This is a genomic window from Chryseobacterium sp. AG844, assembly GCF_003182335.1.
GTDB lineage: Bacteria > Bacteroidota > Bacteroidia > Flavobacteriales > Weeksellaceae > Chryseobacterium > Chryseobacterium cupriresistens.
The window spans coordinates 80,549-103,368 of sequence record NZ_QGTV01000016.1 but is presented as its reverse complement, the minus strand read 5'-3'; the positions used below and the strand labels follow the sequence as shown (position 1 = coordinate 103,368).

The 22,820-nt window shown below is 36.1% G+C and carries 22 protein-coding genes and 1 tRNA gene; 6 read left to right on the top strand and 17 right to left on the bottom strand.

Annotated elements, in window-relative coordinates:
• The first annotated feature begins 939 nt into the window (after positions 1-939).
• From DEU40_RS15675 to DEU40_RS15665, 3 genes are all read left to right on the top strand, one after another.
• Positions 940-2,454, top strand: coding sequence for a thioredoxin domain-containing protein (locus DEU40_RS15675; RefSeq protein ID WP_110010706.1), 1,515 nt, complete (start codon positions 940-942; stop codon positions 2,452-2,454).
• A gap of 190 nt (positions 2,455-2,644) precedes the next feature.
• Positions 2,645-4,840, top strand: coding sequence for a peptidase domain-containing ABC transporter (locus DEU40_RS15670; protein WP_110010705.1), 2,196 nt, complete (start codon positions 2,645-2,647; stop codon positions 4,838-4,840).
• A 312-nt stretch (positions 4,841-5,152) separates the two neighbouring features.
• Positions 5,153-6,451: an HlyD family secretion protein gene (locus DEU40_RS15665; protein ID WP_181397983.1), complete on the top strand. Its 1,299-nt coding sequence runs from the start codon at positions 5,153-5,155 to the stop codon at positions 6,449-6,451.
• Between the two features lie 406 nt (positions 6,452-6,857).
• Here DEU40_RS15665 and DEU40_RS15660 read toward each other — a convergent pair.
• From DEU40_RS15660 to greA, 7 genes are all read right to left on the bottom strand, one after another.
• Positions 6,858-6,931 (bottom strand) — tRNA-Met (locus DEU40_RS15660).
• A 44-nt stretch (positions 6,932-6,975) separates the two neighbouring features.
• A complete protein-coding gene (locus tag DEU40_RS15655; protein WP_110010703.1) occupies positions 6,976-8,268 on the bottom strand; it encodes a TlpA family protein disulfide reductase in 1,293 nt (430 codons plus the stop codon).
• A gap of 61 nt (positions 8,269-8,329) precedes the next feature.
• Positions 8,330-8,551: a signal peptidase gene (locus DEU40_RS15650; protein ID WP_110010702.1), complete on the bottom strand. Its 222-nt coding sequence runs from the start codon at positions 8,549-8,551 to the stop codon at positions 8,330-8,332.
• Between the two features lie 5 nt (positions 8,552-8,556).
• Positions 8,557-10,530, bottom strand: coding sequence for a T9SS type A sorting domain-containing protein (locus DEU40_RS15645; RefSeq protein ID WP_110010701.1), 1,974 nt, complete (start codon positions 10,528-10,530; stop codon positions 8,557-8,559).
• Positions 10,531-10,604: 74 nt separating this feature from the next.
• Complete coding sequence (clpX, locus tag DEU40_RS15640; RefSeq protein WP_110010700.1) at positions 10,605-11,792, bottom strand: ATP-dependent Clp protease ATP-binding subunit ClpX; 1,188 nt, start codon at positions 11,790-11,792, stop codon at positions 10,605-10,607.
• 68 nt (positions 11,793-11,860) lie between these two features.
• Positions 11,861-12,250, bottom strand: a complete 390-nt coding sequence (locus DEU40_RS15635; RefSeq protein WP_110010699.1) for an HIT family protein — start codon at positions 12,248-12,250, stop codon at positions 11,861-11,863.
• Between the two features lie 57 nt (positions 12,251-12,307).
• Positions 12,308-12,778, bottom strand: a complete 471-nt coding sequence (gene greA / locus DEU40_RS15630; RefSeq protein ID WP_110010698.1) for a transcription elongation factor GreA — start codon at positions 12,776-12,778, stop codon at positions 12,308-12,310.
• Between the two features lie 109 nt (positions 12,779-12,887).
• Here greA and DEU40_RS15625 point away from each other — a divergent pair, with 109 nt between their 5' ends.
• The 3 genes from DEU40_RS15625 (at position 12,888) to DEU40_RS15615 (ending at position 15,727) form a co-directional block, all read left to right on the top strand.
• Positions 12,888-13,340 (top strand): hypothetical protein, encoded by a 453-nt coding sequence (locus DEU40_RS15625; RefSeq protein WP_110010697.1) that lies wholly within the window; start codon positions 12,888-12,890, stop codon positions 13,338-13,340.
• A 9-nt stretch (positions 13,341-13,349) separates the two neighbouring features.
• Positions 13,350-13,799, top strand: coding sequence for a D-aminoacyl-tRNA deacylase (dtd, locus tag DEU40_RS15620; RefSeq protein ID WP_110010696.1), 450 nt, complete (start codon positions 13,350-13,352; stop codon positions 13,797-13,799).
• 269 nt (positions 13,800-14,068) lie between these two features.
• Positions 14,069-15,727 carry a S8/S53 family peptidase gene (locus tag DEU40_RS15615; protein ID WP_110010695.1) on the top strand — a complete coding sequence of 553 codons (1,659 nt, stop codon included), beginning with the start codon at positions 14,069-14,071 and terminating at the stop codon, positions 15,725-15,727.
• 91 nt (positions 15,728-15,818) lie between these two features.
• On the opposite strand, the gene DEU40_RS15610 is transcribed toward DEU40_RS15615, so the two are convergent.
• The 10 genes from DEU40_RS15610 to DEU40_RS15565 all read right to left on the bottom strand — a co-directional run bounded on the left by DEU40_RS15610 (position 15,819) and on the right by DEU40_RS15565 (position 22,599).
• Entirely contained in the window at positions 15,819-16,331 is a 513-nt protein-coding gene (locus tag DEU40_RS15610) for a hypothetical protein (protein ID WP_110010694.1), read from the bottom strand.
• Between the two features lie 60 nt (positions 16,332-16,391).
• On the bottom strand, positions 16,392-16,931 hold the full coding sequence (locus tag DEU40_RS15605; RefSeq protein WP_110010693.1) for a hypothetical protein: 540 nt from the start codon (positions 16,929-16,931) through the stop codon (positions 16,392-16,394).
• A gap of 53 nt (positions 16,932-16,984) precedes the next feature.
• A complete protein-coding gene (locus tag DEU40_RS15600; protein ID WP_110010692.1) occupies positions 16,985-17,689 on the bottom strand; it encodes a DUF1361 domain-containing protein in 705 nt (234 codons plus the stop codon).
• A 6-nt stretch (positions 17,690-17,695) separates the two neighbouring features.
• The gene (locus DEU40_RS15595; protein WP_110010691.1) at positions 17,696-19,066 is read right to left on the bottom strand and encodes a DUF4153 domain-containing protein; all 1,371 of its coding nucleotides are present in this window, start codon (positions 19,064-19,066) and stop codon (positions 17,696-17,698) included.
• 363 nt (positions 19,067-19,429) lie between these two features.
• The gene (locus DEU40_RS15590; protein ID WP_110010690.1) at positions 19,430-19,915 is read right to left on the bottom strand and encodes a Coq4 family protein; all 486 of its coding nucleotides are present in this window, start codon (positions 19,913-19,915) and stop codon (positions 19,430-19,432) included.
• Positions 19,916-19,921: 6 nt separating this feature from the next.
• On the bottom strand, positions 19,922-20,224 hold the full coding sequence (locus DEU40_RS15585) for a hypothetical protein (RefSeq protein WP_110010689.1): 303 nt from the start codon (positions 20,222-20,224) through the stop codon (positions 19,922-19,924).
• 32 nt (positions 20,225-20,256) lie between these two features.
• Complete coding sequence (locus DEU40_RS15580; protein ID WP_110010725.1) at positions 20,257-20,547, bottom strand: hypothetical protein; 291 nt, start codon at positions 20,545-20,547, stop codon at positions 20,257-20,259.
• 64 nt (positions 20,548-20,611) lie between these two features.
• On the bottom strand, positions 20,612-20,902 hold the full coding sequence (locus DEU40_RS15575) for a winged helix-turn-helix domain-containing protein (RefSeq protein WP_110010688.1): 291 nt from the start codon (positions 20,900-20,902) through the stop codon (positions 20,612-20,614).
• Positions 20,903-21,001: 99 nt separating this feature from the next.
• The gene (locus DEU40_RS15570) at positions 21,002-21,619 is read right to left on the bottom strand and encodes a hypothetical protein (RefSeq protein ID WP_110010687.1); all 618 of its coding nucleotides are present in this window, start codon (positions 21,617-21,619) and stop codon (positions 21,002-21,004) included.
• A 215-nt stretch (positions 21,620-21,834) separates the two neighbouring features.
• On the bottom strand, positions 21,835-22,599 hold the full coding sequence (locus tag DEU40_RS15565) for an enoyl-CoA hydratase/isomerase family protein (RefSeq protein ID WP_110010686.1): 765 nt from the start codon (positions 22,597-22,599) through the stop codon (positions 21,835-21,837).
• Between the last annotated feature and the right edge of the window lie 221 nt (positions 22,600-22,820).

Genomic DNA, 22,820 nt, shown 5'->3' with positions numbered 1-22,820 from the left:
TTTATGATTTTTTAAGTTTTTTTGAGTTCATTTCTGTTTGTTACAAATTACATAGAATATCGAAATTTAATAAACAAAACAAGGGTAAAACCCACTACAAGCTATAAAATAATAACAAAATAAAACATTTGTTTACATAAAAAATATTATTTCTCAGCTTTATTTCCTATGTTTTAAAGTTGGAGTTATCCTCAGTATTTTATATGATATTTCCAAAAATCTGAACTTCATAATCCAGGATATTCTCAGATAAAAATCCATTCATTTTTATATCGATTCCGTTTATTGTCTCAAAATAGAAATTTCCACATAACTGCCATTATACCATATGATCTCCCAAGCTCTTTAGCATCAGATATGTTGACAAATAATCCCAGCTTGAATTAAAGTCCACAAAGATTATCAAGTATTACATTTCCATAAAAATCAATCGAAATAGTAAAGGACCTTGTGTTATATTCCTGTAAAGGCATAATGGTACACTTTTCTATTTTCTTAATTCATTCCATCAACGCAATCCTACAGGAACGGATAATAGATTATCCAAAATTGATCAATTCCGACATCCCTTTCTTGCATTCCCAGAGTTATGAATGCATCTTTGTCTCAGGTAAAAACACGAAATACTTTTTCTAATAGATCCTTTTACTTCCTACAGGCAACATTTAATGTACGCTTAACCATGAAAACTTTAGAATACCTGCCTGTGGGAAATGGATCTTTCCTTCTTAAAATAATCCCGCTTAAAATAGTAAAACATCAATTACTCAAAGAATAATACAAAAGGCATATTCCAAGAACTGCTTTCGTATCCGGATTCAAGAAATAAAATACTGAAGATCAAATAAAATCTACCAACATCCGTTTATATCTCACTAATAAAGGAGATTTTTTTTTGTATATTTAAAACATCTGTGTATTTTAGATAAAAATATTAATATGATTTTTGACAAACTAATCAACCATCTAAAACTAGATAAACAGGAATTTATTTTCCAGTTCAACTCTCATCCCAATTACCCATCTGCACTGGCATTCAGTGACACACTCAACTTTATGGGGGTAAAAAATGACGCTTATGAACTTGACAAAGAATATTGGGACGAACTTCCGGAGGAATTTATTGCCATTGTTGAGAATTCATTCTCTCTTGTAAAAAAGTCAGGAAGCAATTATTCAGTATATTCGGAAAAAGCAAAAACTTTCGGTAAAGAGGAGCTTTATAATAAATCAACGGACTTTGTATTATTGTTTGAAAAAACAGAAAATGCAGAAAGCAAACTGACATTTAATTTCAAGCCGGTCCTTTATATTATTTTTGCTGCCGTTCTTGCTTATTCTTTGATAAGCCAAAGCATCTATGAAGCTATATTCAATCTTCTTTCGTTAGCAGGAGTTTATATTTCTCTGGAAATTTTCAACCAGAAATTCGGAAACACCTCTACGGTTATCGGAAGTATATGCGGAGGCGGAGGTGCAGCAGCAAGCCAGACAGCCAACTCCTGTGATAAAATTATAAAACAGGATAAAACCAGTATTCTGGGTTTAAAATTTGCAGATTTTTCTCTGATTTATTTTACAGGACTCGCTGTATTAGGTCTGTTCTTACCAGCTACGGCTTATATTGTAAAAGGATTTACATTCGTTTCTGTACTTGCCATCGGGTACTCTCTGTACATTCAGGTATTTATAGAAAAAACATTCTGCAGAGTATGTCTTTTGATCATTTCAATTCTTGTAGTCCAGATCGTAGTAAGCAGTTTATTTTTCGAGAATCTGTCATTCAGTGTGGGAACTCTTTTATTGACTGTTATTCTTTGGGCTCTTGTATTTTCGGCAGTTATTTATTTCAATACTCTTCTTGAGCAAAAAGAAACGCTGCAAAAATCGAATGCAAAAAATCTCAGATTCAAAAGAAACTATGACCTTTTCAAAAATCAGATGGAACAAAATCCAAAAATAAAATTTCAGGATACTGAAACTTTTGCTGTTGGAAAAAGGGATGCCAAGCTTCGTATTTCTATCGTTTCCAACCCATACTGTGGTTTCTGTAAAGATGCGCATAAATTGGTGGAAGGACTTTTGGAGAAATATCCTGATGATATTTCATTGCAGATGAGATTCAATTACAGCCCGGACAGAGCTCCAGAAAAATATACACAGCTTATTTCAGATTTAACTCATATTTATCATAACAAACCTGAAAAAGAGTTTTTACACGCTGTTGAAGAATGGTTTGAAACCAAGGATGAAGGCAAAATCAATGCTCTTTCCGGAGGAAAAGTAAACTCAGAAAATCTGGAGCCGCTGGTAGAGATGTCTAAAGAAAACAGTAATGCAGGATTGAGCTTTACGCCTATCTTTATCATCAACGGATATCAGTTCCCGGATAAGTATGATCGCGAAGATATCACCTTCTTTATTGATGAATTAATCGAGGATGATGAGATTTAGCAAATAAATCTTCTTCATTTAAAAATTTCACTATCTTAGGAAAAACAAAATAACCATCTGAAAAGATGTAAAAGAGTAGAAAAACGGTGATCAATGGGACTATTTCCAGTTTACCATTTCATTGAATTATAATTGAATTAAAGCAAAAATGTCGCCATCTATTGGCGGCATTTTATAATGAGTAGTAGTTTTGAAAAAAAAGTTTCCTTTTTATAAGCAGCCAGATACCAAAGACTGCGGTCCTACATGTCTCAGGATCGTAAGTAAGTATTATGGTAAAAGTATATCCCTGCAGCAGATTCGTAACCTCTCCGAAACCACCCGTGAAGGAAGCAGCCTTCTTGGGCTGAGTGATGCCGCAGAAAATCTGGGATTCCGGTCAATGGGAGTCCAGATCGATTTCAATACCCTCAAAGAAGAAGTTCCATTTCCATGTGTAGCACACTGGAATAAAAATCACTTTGTAGTTGTATACAAAATTGACAAAAATAACAAAGTATATATCTCAGATCCCAGCTATGGACTGATCACTTATACCAGAGAAGAATTCATCAAGTCCTGGATTGGAGAAAATGCCAACGAAAATACAGAAGAGGGAATTGTCCTGATCCTTGAAACTACTCCTGCATTCTTTCAAACAGAATTTGATGCAGAAGAAAGTAAGGCAAGTTTTACATTCCTTTCCAAATATCTTCTAAAGTACAAAACACTTGTTATACAGCTTGCGATCGGACTTTTAGGTGGGAGTTTACTTTCCCTTATATTTCCTTTTCTTACCCAAAGTATTGTAGATGTCGGCATCCAGAACCAGGATATTAATTTTATCTATGTGGTTTTGCTTGCACAGATTATGTTATTTCTGGGAAGAATGGGAATTGAAACCATAAGAAGCTGGATTCTTCTCCACCTTTCAGCAAGAATTAACATTTCGATCATCTCCGATTTCTTTATTAAATTGATGAAACTTCCGATAAGTTTCTTTGATACCAGGATGACAGGAGATATCATGCAGAGAATTAATGACCATCACAGAATTGAACAGCTTCTTACAAGTTCTTCATTGAATACATTATTCTCACTGGTGAACCTTATCATTTTCAGTATTGTCTTACTGTTTTATGATTACAGGCTTTTCCTTGTTTATCTTGTTGGAGCAGTATTGTATATCGGATGGATCAGTTTCTTCCTGAAAAAAAGAAAAGAACTTGATTATAAGCGATTCTCTCAGGTATCTCAGGAGCAGAGTAAAGTCATCGAGCTTATCAACGGAATGCAGGAAATCAAAATGCATAATGCTGAAAAACAAAAACGATGGGACTGGGAATTCCTTCAGGTAAAACTATTTAAAATCAGGATAAAATCTCTATCCTTAGAACAATGGCAGTCTGTGGGAGGTAATTTTATCAATCAGATGAAAGATATTCTGGTGAGTTTTCTTTCTGCTAAACTTGTTTTAAGCGGAAACCTTACTTTGGGGATGATGCTGTCTGTTCAGTATATCATCGGACAGCTGAACAGCCCGCTTCTTCAGCTTATCGACTTTATCAAGCAGACACAGGATGCTAAAATCTCTCTTGAAAGATTGGGAGAAATCCACGATAAAGATGATGAAGAAGATAAGAATGAGCAATATGTTACCGATGTTCCGAAACAAGATATTGAAATAAAAGATATGTCGTTCAGGTATATTGGTTCCGATGTTCCGGTTTTTGAAAATCTCAGCCTTACAATACCTTATCAGCAAACGACAGCAATTGTAGGAGCCAGTGGAAGTGGAAAGACAACTTTATTGAAACTGCTGATGAAGTTTTATGATCCTGATCAGGGTGAAATCAGAATCGGAAATACCAATATGAAAAATATTTCTCCAAGATACTGGAGGGATCATTGCGGTGTTGTCATGCAGGAAGGATATGTATTCAATGACACCATTGCCAACAATATTGCTGTTGGTGAAGATCATATAGATAAACAAAAGCTGAGACGCGCTGTAGAAATAGCCAATATCAAAGATTTTATTGAAAGTCTTCCATTAAGCTATAACACCAAAATCGGAAATGAGGGCGTTGGAGTAAGTGGTGGCCAGAAACAGAGACTTTTCATTGCAAGAGCTGTTTATAAAGCTCCTGAATATATTTTGTTTGATGAAGCTACCTCTGCACTGGATGCCAATAATGAAAAAGTGATCATGGAAAACCTTGAGCAGTTCTTCAAAGGCAAAACAGCAGTGGTGATTGCCCATAGACTTTCCACAGTAAGACATGCAGACAAAATCATTGTACTGGATCAGGGAAGAGTCGTAGAAGAAGGAAGCCATGCTGAGCTGGTAGACTTAAGAGGAGAATATTACAGATTGGTAAGAAATCAGCTTGAATTAGGAAATTAACCAAGATAAAGCCACCATATAGCGGAATCCGAAAAGCTTACAGAGTAGGAAAAATAAAAACTAATAGTAATCATGAAAAATCTTAAAAAACTTTCGAGAAAAGATTTGACATTTGTCAGCGGAGGTGTTATTATTCCAGACAACAACTGCTGTGGATCCTGGTGTCTAGGCAGCTGGGTACCATGCCGCATAAAGCACTTTGAATGCCCGCCGGATGCAGACACTTCGCCACCATCATGGTATGACGGGAACTGCCCAATTATTTAAATTATATTCCCCCTGAAATATTGGGGGAAATTTTACTACATAACAATGAAAGAAGACGTTTTAGACAATATTGAACTCCGCTCAGAAAGCGTACAGGATATTCTTACCCAGCCGCCGCATTGGATGATCCGCTGGGGAAATACGGTGATATTTATTATCCTGCTGTTGATTCTCTTAATGAGCTACATTATAAAATATCCGGAATTTGTGCCAGCTCCTATTATTGTAACTTCTCAGAATCCTCCGGAGAAAATAGAAGCACGAACCAGCTCTAAAATTGAAAAAATATTCATAAAAGACCACCAGGAAGTTAAAAAAAATGATGTCCTGATGGTGATGCAGTCTGCAGCCAACTATAAGGATATTTTAGAGCTTAAAAAGCTGGTAGACTCCATCACCCCCGATCAATTATACTCCTTCCCTATTGCCCAGGCTTCAAGATTTAAGCTTGGTGAATTACAGGGTGAGTACAACAGTTTCGCAAAAGCATTTCAGGACGAAGCCCTTTTTACAAGATTACAGCCATACGCTCCCGAAAATCTGGCGGCCAATCAGAGTATTTCAGAATATAAAGTAAGAATTGCCACGTTAAAACAGCAGAAAAACCTGGAGTCTATAAAGTATGATCTGACTAAGAAAAATTTCAACAGGTCTCAGGAACTATTTAATCAGGGTGTTATCTCTGCTATGGAACTTGAAAACGAAAAAATTAAATATCTTCAGGCTCAGCAAAATCTTGAGAATATTAAAATTTCCATATCACAAATGGATGAAGGGATCTCCAACCTGAATAAAACCAAAAGCGGAACTGCCATTAACACAGAAAAAGACAGAATTACCTACTCGTCACAAACCCTGCAGCTTCTTGAACAGCTGCGAAAATCTTTGAAACAGTGGGAGCTGAACTATCTGGTGATCTCATCCACAGACGGTGTTGCCAGTTTTCAGCAGTTTTTTGGCGAGAATCAATTCGTAAAGGTAGGTGAACCTATCCTTTCTATTCTTCCTAAAAATAAAGAGCAGTTGGTGGGCAGAATGTCCGTACCTACAACAAACTCAGGAAAAATAACTCCAGGTGAAAAAGTTCTGATTAAACTGGATAACTACAGATTCCAGGAGTACGGTATCATCGAAGGAAAAGTACAGAACATCTCCCTGATTCCTGATGATAAAGGAAACTACTATGTAGATGTGATTTTGCCAAAAGGATTAAAAACGAGCTACAATAAAACACTTACATTCGATAAAGAGCTTAGAGGCAGTGCAGAGATTGTCACACAGGATCTGCGACTGATTGAAAGATTCTTCTATCAGATCAGAAAGCTGCTCGGATATCAGGTTTGATAAGCTTTTAAAAAACATTAAAACCGTTTTACAGATGCGTAAGACGGTTTTTTATTCTTTATTTTTAAGATGCCCACTTCTATGATCCTATTTTCCGGAAACGCAATATACTTTTCCTTTTATACAGGCCATTACAGCCATAATTCAGCGAAACAAAGGATTTCCTATTACTGACAATAAGATCATCAAAAAAAGACAGCAAAAAGGCGAATATAAAAGAGATAATAACGTCAGACGAATAAATGATCTCAGTACCAGCGCTGAAAAGTATAATTATTCCCTTAATACTCCATCAGAAGACTTAAATTATTAAAAATAAAATTGAGTTGAAAGAATTAAAGAGTAAAGTATTAATTCTTTTAAAAGTAAAAACCGCAATCACTACATCAATGATTGCGGTTTATTGTAGCGAAGACGGGAATTGAACCCGTGACCTCAGGGTTATGAATCCTGCGCTCTAACCAACTGAGCTACCTCGCCGTTTTGGTGGTGCAAATATAGAAAATATTTCTTTACCTCCAAAATTATTTTACCTTAAAATATTCTAAAACATCTCCAACATGATCTGGTTTGCTGATTATCTTATTGTTAGCATCCAAAATAAAATACGTCGGAGTTGCATGAATATTATACAAATCTGTGTAACTGCTGTTCCATCCTCTCAATTCTGAATCATTCACCCAGGGAAATGCAGCGATTTTTTTGGTATATGAATTCTTATCCACATCCAAAGACAGTCCTACAATCTGGATATTTTTTGATTTCAGGTCATTGTATTTTTCCAGAAGTTTCGGAAGTTCACTTTCACAGTGTGAACATGTGGACGACCAGAAGACAACAACCTTTTTATCTGCTTTAATATCATGTAATGATTTGGCAGTGGTATTAACAGGTGACTGGAACTTATAATTAGGGAAAACCGCCCCCATTTCAATGTTGGCGTTCGATTTCAACGTAGAAGCAAGTCTATCGTTAATGGTACACTTAAGATTTTTGGCAAGAGACAGATATCTACTCTTATATTCATCCATCTGATAGACATCAAAAATATCAATCAATTCTGACAATACAGTCTGCCCTCTTGGAGTTTCTACTTTTAAACGATCCAATAACTTATCAACAGACGCCGTAACGTTTGTATTCCCTCCTGAATTCAGATAAGCGACCAACAAAGGTCTTAGTAATGATGAGCTTTCAAGCATATCACCGGATTTGTCCAGAAAGTTGATTATTTCTTCCTGATCTGCTTTTTTCACGGAATCAGGAGAATTGGAAAGGAACTTGTTGTAATTCGTATTGTAATAAGCAATAAACGGGTGTTGCGCTGCATCAATAGAGCTTGATGCACCGGAAAGCCTGTCAATTTCTGTTTTCAACGCTTTTCCAAAGTCGGTATTATCTTTATAGTATTCTTTAATCTGTGCTAAAGCCGGTAAAATAAGCTCTTTCTTTTGTGAACCCTCCTGTTGTTTACTCATCAGATTATTGGCTTCATCCAGATAGATAACATCCTTCACTTTATTATTCTGAATATCCAGTTTAAAGTTGACATTTTTATTTTCAGAAATAAAGCTTACGGTATTATTGGAGCCAGGGAAATAGACTTTCATCATCCCCATATAATGGCCCGGATATTTAAAAGTCCACGTACTATTCTTACTCTGTTCTTTAGTAACAATAATATCTTTCGATCCGTTTAATGTATATAAAATAGCGTCCTGATCTTTAAAATCTGCCGGAGTCTGAATTGTAACAGTAAATTGAGCCTGCAGAGCAAATGCAGTTAAAACTGCAGATAGCATATAAATTTTTTTCATATAGTAAAAATAAAAAAACTCCCTGACTAATCAGAGAGTTTAATATTATTTTAATAAAATTTTATGCTTTTACGCTCTTGTACTTTTTTGTAAAGTAAACAATAAATCCAATTGCTACGATACCAAGTACATATACATACATATCAATTGGTGAGGCAGGTGACCCGGTACCATTTCCTCCGTTTCCTCCTCCTCCCGGGATTGCTGGTTGTGGTGGAGCGGCATTTGCTAAAGATACAGCAAACAGGAAAAACGCCAGAACTAGTTTATTAATAGTTTTCATGTGGTTTATTTTAAGATTTTAGTATTAACAGTTTCTCCCTTATCAGAAACGATTTTTACAACATATGAATTTTTAACTGAGCCATCAAGCTCGATTACAAAATCTCGGGATGTTTCAACCGCTTTTTTAGAGATTACCAGTTTACCGCTCATATCATAAACTTGAATGTCCGCTTTTTTCCATTTTGGATCAAATCTAACAATGTAATTTGTAACTGATGGATCGTAAACAACAAGTGTTCTTGAAACACTAGGAGCTGTTTTATCTACAGCCAAAGTAATATTACTTGGCTCACCGTAATACAAGTTAGCTTCTTCATTTGTTACCGCTACAACATCTCCTTGTTTAGCCTGTACTAAATTTCCATTTTCCGCTTTATAATAGAAACCAATTCCTGAAGATAACTGGTGTGTCCCAGCAGGAATAAGTTCTGCATTTTCTCTGATCTCGAACTTATAAGATTTAACCTGATCAAGTTTATAGTTAACTAACTTAACATTTTTACCTTGGAAGTTACTCTCATTAGCTTCGTTAATATATAACCAATAATTAGTATAATTGTTATCATACCCACCATTCAGCGCTTCTTCGTAAGTACCAATGATTCTGGTACCTGCTGAAGCCTGAACTGTTGTAGCTGTAGAAACCTGGTGTCCTGTTGTAAATGATGGAGAAACCACATAATATGTTCTGGAAATCTCTTTACCATTAGCATCAAGACCGATTACCCCAAGCTGTTTCACTGTACTGTTTGTACCTTTACCAGCCATTCTGGCTGCATTTACACCGTTAGGGGTACCTGCTGCTCTTGCTGTTGATTTGAATCTTCTCAGTGTATTAAAATCTAAAGTCTGAGCTGTATTGTCTCTTAACTTTATTTTAAATGACTGCATAGGTTTCATTACTACATTATCAACATCTCCAACAGCTGGAGCAACACCATCACCTGTAGTAACAAAAGTAACCACCTGAGCACCTGTAGCATACGTAGAACCTCCCGGAAGTGTAACAACAGTACCCGGGTTATATTCAATACCCCAGATATTTTTTACAGCATTTCCGTCTGATCCGGTAACACTTTCAGTATATCCGATATTAGATAAATCTAAATTGGTAAGGAATGGGTTACCAAACTGATACCAGTTTTGTCCAAATGTTCCAGCCCATGCGCTTGTAGTAAACTCAAAACTGTCATCTAAATAAGTGTTGTACTTTTCGTTGTAAGAATTCACAGCATTACCACCAGCTCCGAATACGACATTAGAAGGTCCCAAATTAGATTTTCCTCCATTCTGCAATGTTACAGTTCCAGCTAACGGAGCATATGGCTTTCCGTTAATATTGAATACTGTTCCGGTTGCAGGTGTGCTTGGATTCCAATCATTATTGGTCACTTTCAGCATATAATATCCCGGACCATCAGTAGTTGTAGTTGCTAAATTTGTAAAATGTGCAGAAACTGCATTAGCGTTGTCCCACTTAAGAATCGGATTGCTGTATCTCCCCGTATTGAAAGTCTTACCAACTTCAGTAGATAATGAGCTTAAAGCTTTACCATAGAAAGGCAAAGCAACTTGTTGGAAATAATTACCACTACCATTACTTGTAGTTCTGTACTCTTTGGTTACAATACCCGTAATGTTGGACTGGGATAGCCCATCGATGTACAGCTGGCCATACGTGGAAGTAGCAAAAGAAGCAGGGGTATTAAGTCTTAAGATGATATTTCCACCGTCAGTTTTATCACCTGTTCCGGCAGCATTAATTGTCTTAAAAGCATCTGTACCAGATCCTACAACCATAATATTTCCATGCACGTCCAAAAGGCCATTACCCTTTGTTTGTACACCTCCACCGCTATAAACTAGGGTGCCTTCGCTCACATACATATTAGCATTAGTGTCAACATGACATAGTATCTGCGCCTGAACAGAATAACTAATTGCTAAAAGACCTATAGCAAATAAACTTTTTCTCATTGTATAAATTATTTGTGTGTTAATACAATCTTCACCCGCAAAGGTATTATTATTTTTCTTAAAAAAAAAATTTTTTATCTATTAATCAAAACATTATCTTCATTTAAGATGATATCTTTCTCCTCTCCTATTGAAAACATATAGTCTTCTAGAACTTTTTCGGTGGTCCCTCTAAGACCTCTTGCACCTAGTCCTTTTTCAATAGTTTCTTCTACGATTTTTTCAATGGCTCCGTCTGTAATAACCAAATTTGTGCCATCCATTTTGAAAAGTTCCACAAATTGATTCACAATAGAGTTTTTAGGTTCCTTCATGATTCTTACCAGAGTCTCTTTGGTGAGTTTATCAAGGTAAGTGATGATTGGAAATCTTCCTAAAAGTTCCGGAATTAATCCGAAAGTACGAAGATCAATTGCATTAATATTTGTTAATATATATTCGTCTTCGTCAGTTTTATTGATTTTTTCAGAGCTGAACCCGATGGCCTGCTTGTTCATTCTTCTTTCGATGATTTCTTTGATTCCGTCAAAAGCTCCTCCTGCAATAAATAAGATGTTTTGGGTATTTACCTGAATATATTTCTGATCCGGGTGCTTTCTTCCTCCCTGTGGCGGAACATTCACAATACTTCCTTCCAGCAGTTTCAGCAATCCCTGCTGTACTCCTTCTCCGGAAACGTCTCTTGTAATACTTGGGTTGTCTGATTTTCTGGCAATTTTATCAATCTCATCAATGAAAACGATTCCTTTTTCAGCTTTTTCCACATCATAATCTGCCACCATAAGAAGTCTTGAAAGGATACTTTCAACATCTTCTCCTACATATCCGGCTTCTGTTAAAATAGTAGCATCTACGATACAGAAAGGAACATTAAGCTCTCTGGCAATCGTTTTCGCCAAAAGGGTTTTACCTGTTCCGGTTTCCCCTATCATGATAATGTTTGATTTTTCAAGCTCCACCTCCCTGTTTTCGTCCTGGGCGTGAAGTAATCTTTTATAATGATTATATACAGCGATTGAAAGCTGCTTTTTTGCCTGATCCTGTCCAATCACATACTGATCAAGGAATTCTTTGATCTCTTTTGGTTTTTTAAGCTCATCCATGCTGTCTGCAGGTGAATATCCTGTTTTGGATGCACCATCTTTTACGATCGCATGTGCCTGCTCTATACAATTTTCACAAATAAAACCATTCTGCCCGGAAATCAGCATCTGTACTTCATTTCTTTTTCTGCCGCAGAAAGAACATTGGTTTGAGTTCATATGATATAATATATATGTATATGTTAAAGAAAATCGTAAAAAATTACTTTTTTACGATTTTCTGGTTGTTAAGAATTCATAATTGAGTGTTGAATCTCTGTATATTCTTCGTTCGTTAATTTTAATCTTTCATTTCTGAAATTCATGTCTTCCATCTTATTTAAAGGAATCAGATGGATGTGTGCATGAGGAACTTCAAGTCCCACCACTGCTACTCCTACTCTCACACATGGAACTGCAGTTTTGATCTTCTTGGCTACCTCTTGGGCAAATCCCCAAAGGTTTTTGTATTCTTCACTTTCAAGATCAAAAATCAGATCCACTTCTTTTTTAGGTACAACTAAAGTATGTCCCTTCACCAAAGGCATTGCGTCTAAGAATGCAATAAAGTTTTCATTTTCTGCAATCTTATAAGAGGGAATTTCGCCATTAATGATTTTCGTGAATATAGTGCTCATTTTATCAGAAGTTTGGGTTAGATATTTAGAAGTTTAGAAATAGAAAGGGATATCAGACTATAAAGAAATGTCTAATACTTCGAAAGACAGTTTGTTTCCGTTGGGTAAAATAATTTCAGCAGTTTCACCAATAGCTTTTCCTAACAGGCCTTTTGCGATAGGTGTATTCACAGAAATCTTCCCTGTCTTCAGGTCGCTTTCATTATCCGGTACCAATGTAAATACCTGCTCCTGCTTGGTAGCATTATTTTTAAGTTTCACTGTTGTTAAGATTGAAACTTTTGAAGTATCTAATTGGCTTTCGTCTATAATTTTAGAAGTAGAAATAACATCTTTCAGCTTGGAAATTCTCATTTCAAGCATCCCCTGAGCCTCTTTAGCCGCATCATATTCTGCATTTTCCGATAAATCTCCTTTATCTCTTGCTTCTGCGATCTGCTGAGTAATTTTTGGTCTCTCCACAGTTTCCAACTGTTCCAGCTCAGCTTTCATTTTCTCTAGGCCCTCCTTAGTTACATAGCTTGCCATAATTTTCAAAATTTAGTTTTAGTATAAAAAAATAATCCGACATTTGCCGGACAATGTTTTCGTGTTGTAATCGTTTAATTTTTACAAATATATAAAAATTTAAATTGAAATGAAAAAAACTTTTTCAATCTTATCCATTTTCAGTTTATTGATTTTCAGCAATTTAACCACAAACTCGTGTGGAAGCAGAGAAGATACGGTAACCTGCTTTCCCAATGTTCCTATCAATGTATCACTTAATTTAAACCTGCCTGCTTATTATGCTTTAAACAATATCAACGGCTGGATTTATGTGAACGAGCAACAGTCAGGAACAAGAGGCCTCATTATTATTAATACCGGCAGTGAATTTAAGGTGTTTGACAGAAATGCGCCACACCTATGCCCGGATAACAATACAACGCTTGAAGTAAAAGACAATATTTCGATCATATGTCCCAAAGACAATATGAAGTGGATGCTGAACGGGAATCCGGAATCCGGCGGTAAAACGTCTCTTCCTCCAAAAACATATCCCTACAGCTATGATGCGCCAAGCAAAACTTTAAATGTTTATTATTAAAAATACAAAATGAAGATCGTTATACAAAGAGTCTCCGAAGCCAGTGTAAAAGTGGACGGAAAAATTGTGGGTGAAATCGGAAAAGGGCTTATGCTGCTGACAGGTATCGATGAAAATGATGAAAAAGCTGATGCAGACTGGCTTGTACAGAAGGTTTTAAATCTTAGAATCTTTGGTGATGAAGATGACAAGCTTAATCTTTCTGTGAAGGATATTTCAGGAGAAATTCTTTGCATCAGCCAGTTTACATTAATTGCAGATTATAAAAAAGGCAACAGACCTTCTTTCATAAAGGCCGCAAAACCGGATAAAGCTATACCGCTTTTTGAGTATTTTAAGGAGGAAATAGCCAAATCGGGATTAAAAACAGAAAGCGGAATTTTTGGAGCTGACATGAAGGTTTCTCTGGTCAATGATGGGCCTCTAACCATTGTAATGGATTCTATTACCAAAAGCTAAGCAGAGAAAGACAAATGTGTAAAATACACCCGATACGCTTCAATTTATGAAGCGTATTTTTTTGATGAGTACGTATAAAATATGCGCTCTTAACCCTCACAGGTTTTGAAAACCTGTGAGGTTATGACTCAAAAACAAAAAAAAATCCTTTACACAAAAGAAAAGAGTAAAAATTTTAAAATTAAATTCACAAAAATGTGATTTGTTTTCATTTTATTATTGTTTTTGACGCAAATCAAAACTGATTCACAACCATTTAACAAAATTGTATGAAAACAAAAATCAATCTTTTCGCATTGTTTGCGTTCTGTTCTACTCTGTCATTCGGGCAGGACAGTCAGCCCAAAATGGCTACTGAACAAAATTCAATTATTTATGTATGCTTTTCAAAAGGCATCAATTCAGAAAAAACAGCCTTCAGCAGAAACGCTGATCTGGAAAGATTTTCAAGAGAAAATCACATCGCATTCAAGTATGATCTGGACTTCACAGAAAGCAAACTTGATGAAATGGCCAGAAACAGCAAGGCCATCGGAAATTCCACGGAATCTGTGGAAAAACTGAAAAGAATTTATAAGGCTGATATTCCTATTCAAAATAAAGAAACCTCAGAAAAAATCATCCATACTCTGGAGAGGTTTCCTGAGATAGAATATGTATCTGTAATGAGTGGCGAGCCTATCGAACCACCTTTGGTAAATGCTTTTGTGGCAACTCCTGATCTGGAAAGCCTGCAGACCTACCTGAATGATAATCCGGGAATCAACGCCAAATATGCATGGTCCCGAGGAATCACAGGCCAGAATATCCGTGTGCGGGATGTAGAATATGGGTTCTATAAAACTCACGAGATGCTGTCTAATCAAAACTCCATACAACTGGAACCGGGATATTCTCCAAATGCCGGACTGGCCAATAATAATTACCGTGATCACGGAACGGCAGTAGTAAGTATTTTAGGTTCTGTAAAAGATAATATTGGGCTTACGGGAGCAGCCTACAATACTTCTGAGATAAAAGGCTATATGGAATGGACGACAGTAGGTTATAACAGAGCTTCTGCCGTGAGCAGATCCATCAACGCTTCTCAGGCCGGAGATATTATTTTGTATGAAATGCAGACTGGCGGAAAAGACGGGCAATATTGTCCTGCAGAATATGATAAAGTAATCTGGGATCTTACAAAAGCTGCTACTGATTCAGGAATCATTATTATCGCAGCGGCAGGTAACGGGAATCAGAACCTGGATGACCCTTTTTATGCTACGTATCTTGCGAGAGGAAACAGCGGAGCTATCATTGTAGGAGCAGGATCTCCCAATACTACCCATTCAAAATTAAGTTTCAGTACTTATGGAAACAGAGTGGATGTACAGGGCTGGGGAAGCAGTGTGATGGCAGCAGGTTATGGGTCTTATGCGAAATATGACAATGATAACAACAGAACCTATAATTATTTCAGCGGCACCAGTTCTGCTACGCCGGTGGTATCTTCTGCGGCTATTTTGATCCAGTCTTACTATCGTCAGACTACAGGTCAGTACTTAACCCCTTCAGCGATGAAAAACCTTTTAATTTCAACGGGGATTCCTCAGGGAGGAACTGTGACCGGCCAAAAGATCGGACCTCTTCCCAATGTGAAGAATGCGATTCTTCAGCTGGAAAGTAAATTGGCAACACCTGTTACAGCTTTACCGGCATTGGAAGTTAAGATCTATCCTAACCCGTCCAGCAGTTCTATCGCTATTCAAAGCAATGAAAATAAAAAACTGAATGTAGAGATTATTAACCTTCAGGGTCGTACGGTTATCAAAAATTCAGTTGTACCAAATGAGAAAATTGATATTTCCCAATTACCGACAGGTCAGTATATTATTAATATTAATGAAGGCCAGAGAAGAGTTGTTGAAAAACTGACAAAGCTCTAAAAAATAAAGATTTTTATATACATTTTACTTCACATTAAACCCTCTTCCAGAATACTGCAAGAGGGTTTTTAAATAGTAATTTTTTTTGCACTTATTGCGCAGGAACACTGCTGAAATTCAGTGCCACTTTGATGTTCATATCTGAAGAGGTCTGATTTTTCAGCTCGTACACTGTTCTTACTGTTAAACCAGAACTTTTTACAATTTCATCCAGAAATCCGGTATCATTAAGATCAAGATTTAAGCTGGAAGAATTGGTGGAAATATTGGAACGCGAAGCGATGAGTCTTTCTCCCGTTCCGTTGGATGAAACGTATATTTTTACAGTTTTGAAAGCACCCAGATTTCCTCCTGAAGGAGAAGCTACAGAGATTTTCGCATCTGAAATTCTTACGTCTTTAATTTTTGCATTGTTATTTCCTCCGAACCAGGTCTGTACATTGGTAGCTGTTGCAGTGGAAGAAACTTCTTTATCTGCAGGAACTCCCGTAGACACCAAAACATTCGTTGTGTATGGAAATGTATTCTGAACCAGCGACTGTACGGTTCCGCAACTTACGAGTACAGCTGAAGCGGCCATTGCTGTTAGAACTATATTTTTCATAATTTTTAAATTTTAAACTTAAAGGTTAGTTTGCAGAAATTGTACCAAATTGATTGAATTTTATTCTACAGTTACCGTAAAACTTCCTTTTGTATTTCCGGAAGCCATGTTACTTTTCCCGATAATCAGCCATACTTCACCTTTTCCGGGAGTATCATAGGTGATTTCTCTTCCGAAAGGCCCATCATAATTTCCGTTTGGAAGTCTGATCTGATTGAACCGGATATTGAAGTCCTTTTCTTTGGTAGAAATTTTTGCTTTGATGTTCGGGCGGTCGTAGTGGGTCAGTTTTAAAATAAAATCCTGATCATCTTTTGTAAATTCTTCTCCAATCGTAAAAGGCAGCTGATTAGCATCCGCCGTTCTTATGATCTGTCCGTCTTTTTCATTTCTCATCACCCCTTTTCGCAGAACTTCCTTAGTGGCCGGAGCATTGTTAATAATGGAGTCTTTCTTTCTTAATGCTGCAGAATCTGTTTTTACCACAGAATCCGGCATTTCTGTTACCACTGTAGAATCCTTCTCCGGAACGTTTGTCACAGCTGGATCTTTTTTACAGGCAACAATAATCAAAGGAATTAACAATAAGCTTTTTTTCATAATAATTATTTTAAGAATGGATCAACATTAATTATGCTGAGCTCATTTAAATGCTAAAACTGTTCCAATCCGTTTAATGATTTGCTTCCCGGCCGCAATTCTTTTTCTTCACTGATGCCCGACCATTTAAATGTAAAGTACATAAAGTTGAGCATAATTCCCATCAAAAGAGTAACACCCCATGTTTTGGTATATTCCATCGGATAAATAAATCTCACTACAATATCAGAGAACAGGCCGAAAGGATTATTAAGTACATCCCAGCTGTTCCATCTCAGAAAACGGCCAAGATAAACTCCAAAGCTGCTCATGAAAAGAAAAAATACAATAATTCCATTGATACTATTTTTTTTCCCGTAATAAGAAAGTTTTTTTTCAATATCATTAAGGCTAATAAATCCGCAGATCAGTCCGGTCCATGCAAAAGAAAGAATCACAATGAGATCATACCAGACCGGGATTGAATTTCTTGCTTTGAGATGAAAAAGATCTGTCAGGATGTAGGGAGAATTGGGAAAGAACAAAATCCAGATTATAATAATAAAGACCAGCGAGATTTTACTTCTGATATTAAAAGCAAGAACAAAAGAACTTAATAATAAAGGAATCCACGCCAGAAAGAGGTTCCAGTTGAGAAACAAAAACACTTTTGTATCACTGATATAGTATCTGAAAGCAGAAAGACTGAAACAGAATATGGTCATCATTATCAACAATACATTAATTTTAAATCTTGAGGGTTCTACAAAGTTTTTCATGATCTTTTATTTTATAGTCTGATAATATAAAATCTTTGAAAGAAAGTTTTTGGATGTTTTGTTTTTCACCTTATCCTGCAAGATCTTTTTAAGTTTCTGATCATTTTTTTCATCTGCATATTTCAGGAGTGCTTTTTCACTGAAGTTGATAGACGTTACATGATAGTTGACCGCAAAATCCTTTCGTTTCATATTCTGGGAAGTAATAAAACCACCCCAGTTGAAGTAACTGCACACAAGGACAGTTGCATAAAAATACCAGATCATTGTATTAACAAGGAAAATATTTCTTTTTTGCTTTTGAATTTTAACATAAGTCAGAACAAGGCCGATCAGTGATAAAAGCAGGAAAGCAAATACACCTAGTCTTTTATAGGTAAATGCATAATAAACAATATACTCATAATTTTTAAGGGCTGCGGAAATAACAAGAACAGCATTAAGGAAAATCCATATTTTGGCTAATACTTTCAGTGAACCTGCTTTCGGATCAAAATTAAATCCTGATTTAAAGTAGAACATGATCACAAGAATTGCCATGACAATAGACATAATAACAGCGTTTACTCTCTCATGGGTTTCTTCTGAAAGCTGAACAGGTGTTTTTACAGCTTCATAAAACTGTTCATAATTATAGGTAATAATAAAGAATACCAATAAAACATTCAGCAAGACAAAAGAAATGATTCCGCTTATTCTCTCTGCATCAAGATCAAGGAAGGAATAAGTAGCTTTGGGAATCCGGGATTCTTTGCGGAACTCGTTATCCAGAACATGATTGTTTTTATAGATTAACTTTTCCACCGCATAATTCCAGTAATTAAAGGCAATAAAGAATCCCAGCACAGAGAGACAGAATACCTGCCATAGATTAATATCCAGCTCATAATCTGTGAAAAGGGCTGCAAAATGGTCGCTTCCTGCAGAATATATTCCAAAGAAAACGGAAACCAACACCAGCGGAATCAAAAAGAAAGCCAATGTCTTTTGCCAAAATCCTGAAAAATTTTTCTTAGGCAGCCATTCATCAAAGCTAAAAAAACGACAGAAGGAAGTACAGCTATTCACGATAAAAACCGGAATTAAAAAGAGAATCTTCAGCCTTCTGTTCTTTGATTTATATCCCAGCAAAAGCAACGAGCTCACTACTGCAATAAAGGATGTAAAATCTCCAAACCAGGCAAATGCAATGCTGGAAAGAATACTTGTCGCAAAAAGACCATATAGTATTCCTGTTTTATTTTTTGCAGGTGTCCTGAAAAGTGTTAATAATGCGTAGACAATTCCAAGAATTCCAAGATTAAGCCCCAACTCCTGATCATAAAAGACGATGACAAAGAGAATGGCTGTAAGAAATATATAATGATGTGTTTTCATTAGGTTAATTATTTAAAAGATTGAAAGAATTGAAAGATTTAATTTACAGAGATAGAGATTAGCAAAAATTAAAGAATAGGGTGAGGTATAGAAAAGTAACAGGGATATTGAGCAGCAATAGAAGGACAGAGTTTCCGTTCCTTTTCTTCTCTGAAATATCACTCAGGAATTCCATCAATTCATATAGAATGATTAACAGATTCACTACAGCCGCAATCACCACATAGTAAAATCCGAGTATCACGAGAAATTCAGCTTTTGTAATCCAAAATAAAAGCAGCAAAGAGGTACCCAGCAAAAATGAGATTAAAAATGTCTTCTCCCCTAGTGGACTGAATTTTATTTTTTCTATTATTTTTAATTTTAATGAAGAACTATCGTTTCTTTCTGTTGAATAAAATCTTTCACATGCTCATAATTCTGCCATAGCAGCTCTTCAAAATCCCAGTGATGAAAGGCTCTCATATTTTGTCCCTTTTTATACGCTTTGATATAAATTTTCGCATACTCAGGCAGTATAATTGTTCCCAATACGATTGCGGCCAGCAGATGTGCATTGAGTTTACCGTTTCCAAGGAGCAGATACTGCATGGCAATTTCATCTTCGAAGTTGGTTCCACAACCTGTAATCAGATGGTGTACATCATGATTTTCCATTTTGGGGATCATCGAAAAACCGTGTTTTCTATAAAATTCTCCCAGTTTTCGTCCTAAAGAATCTTCCTTAAACTCCAGCAGTTGTTTTTCATTGAACTGCCACTGCCTTTTTTTCTTTTTGAAATATTTTCTGTATAGTTTTTGAGTTTTATCATACACAAAAAGCAGAAACTGAACACGTATTTTTTTCATAGTGAATTAATTAAAAATAACAAGATTGCATCCTATTATGGTATAAAGTATAGCTATGGGTATATTGATCAGAATTAACCCCGCCGACTGTAAACAGGCTTTACTTGCAGACCGGTCTGCAGCAGCATATATCAACAAAACTGATAGGACAATAATATTGAATATAGTTCCATAAGTAATCAGTAGAAATCCTGAGTCTGCAAACCAATATTCTTTTGTTAGAATGTACCCGAAAAGACAGGTATTTCCGGCTAAAAAGAATAATCCGAATATGAATCTTCCGAAGTATATAATTTTTTGATCTTTCATTATTTCAAGGTTTAATAAATAAAAAAGGTTGATCAGCTTCCAGCAAACGGACTTCCGAAGATTCCTACGGCTAATTCGACCCAAATAAGTACCAGAGCTAGTAATATAAAAATGCAGACCAGCATTCTCTGATTTTGCTTTTTGATTTTATTTCTAACTATATTGATGAGAAAAGCGGTTGTAAAAAGCAAAGCTCCTGCAATAAGAAAATCTGCTCCTGACCAGTTCACTTCCTTAGAAAATAGATTTCCAACCAAGGGAATACAGAGTATAGCCAATGGAAGGGCATAAATGGCGATTGTTTTTTGTTTCTGTGTCATCATTTTATTTAATTTAAACATATAAAGTACTTTGTAATTCAAAGTTAATTTTCAAAAAAATATAGGACTATCGCCCCAATAATTTTTCAAGTGCATCTAAATGCTCATTAAACGCCTGCCTTCCGCTCTGTGTAACACGATAAGACGTTTTAGGTTTCTTCCCGACAAATTCCTTCTTTACTTCGATATAGCCTGCTTTTTCCAGCGCATTGCTATGGCTGGCAAGATTTCCGTCTGTAATTTCGAGCAGGCTTTTCATTTCAGAAAAATCAACCCAGTCGTTAACCATAAGAACGGACATAATACCCAGTCTTACACGGCTTTCGAATTCTTTATTGAGCTGATTTATTTTGATCATTTTACTTTATCTTATTTATTCTGAAACACTGCTAAAATGCAATATGTTTGATTATTATTCCGATTTTCACTATTCAATAGCAAAACCAAACCTTATCCATTATTTATATTTCTTATGCATGATCAATCCATATACAATATGCAGAACACCAAAACCAATGGCCCAGAACAGCAATCCCCATCCTAAAAAGAACAAAGAAACAAGTCCTAAAATAATTTCAAGATATCCTAAATACTTTACATCCGTTAATGTATATCGTTCTGCGGCTACCAAAGCTAATCCGTAAAAAATAAGAGTAGCCGGAGCAATGAAAACAAAAAGATGATGATAAAGCAGAGCGAGACAAAAGACACCACCTGCTGCCAAAGGCACTGCAAAGGTAACCAAAAGTCTCTTTGTTGTAGCATCCCAGATCTTCAAACCTTTCTTTTTGCTTTTATGGGCGGTAAAAATATAACCACTAAGGACAGCTACAACCAAAATTGCAATCCCAATCATAACAAGTTCTTTCACCATGGCAGGCCCAAGAATGTTTCTGTCTCCATCAAAATAACTGATTCCTTCCCTCTGAAAAACGCAGTACACATATACAGCACCGATAATAGCCGTTAAACCCGCAACAACTCCGGATAAGCCACTTAGCGAAATAAATCTGGAGGACCGCTCCATCATAGAACGGATATGCGATAAGTCTTCGTGATAGTTTTTTGAATCCATAAAAAGAACTTTGAATTACAAAGTTATGATTTATTTTCAATTTTCCAAGTTTTTTTTAAAATTCTGGAAATAATTCTCATCACGATCTATTTATTGTTTTATAAGCAGCGGAAAAGCTAAAACCTGTATCCTGACATATAATAATGCACAAAAAATCCGTAAAAACAAAAATTTCTACGGATAGCTTTTGGATTAAAATCCTTTATTTTTATACCTTATTTAGCCCTTAACCTTTCTTTAATAGATTCAATATTTTTCTTTGCAGAAGCTTCAAGAATAAGACTGGCACTCATGTGAATTCTTGCCGGCATCAATTCATTGAAATGATCTGTTCCTTCCCATGAAACTTTTTTAATTAATGCCAAAGCATCACTGCTTCTGGATGCTAAAGTCTGCAAAAATTTCTCCAGCTTTTCATCCATTTCTTCAATAGTATCTGAAACCGAATGATACATATTATGCTGCTCAGCCCATTCAGCAGATCTGAAGTCTGCATCAATGGCCATTGCGGAGAATTGTGACTTACCTATTTTTCTTTCAACATAAGGGCCGATTACAAAAGGGCCAATTCCAAGATTGATTTCTGTAAGTGCAAGAGCCGAGTCTTTAGTAGCAAAACAATAATCTGCCCCGCAGGCAATTCCTACTCCGCCGCCGGTAGTTTTTCCCTGTACTCTTACCACAACAATTTTCCCACAGTTTCTCATTGCATTTAAAACTTTGGCAAAACCTCCGAAAAATTGTGTTGAAGCTTCAAGTTCCTCAATGGCTAAGAGCTCGTCAAAACTTGCTCCTGCACAGAAAGCCTTCTCACCTGCACTTTTCACTAAAATAGCTTTCACTTCTTCTTTTGCCCCCTCTTCAAGGATAGTTTCTGCCAGTTTTTCCAAAATTGCTCCTGGAAGAGAATTACTTTTAGGTGTTCCGAAACTGATTTCGGCAATATTATTTTTAATTTCTGATGCTACAAATTCGCTCATTTTTATTTTTATTGGATTCTTACAAAAATACGAAATACAGCTCGTTCAGAGAAACTTAAAGTATAAATTTTCTTTTCCGAACCCGCAAAATTCAAGACATTATTACGTAGAAATACGGAGTTTTTAATTTGGTATTTTCTACTCTAGTACCTGCCTTTTATTAATTGTTCCTTTGAACTAAGAATTAATAACCAAAAGGCGGAATCTGAAAAGCCTGTAAA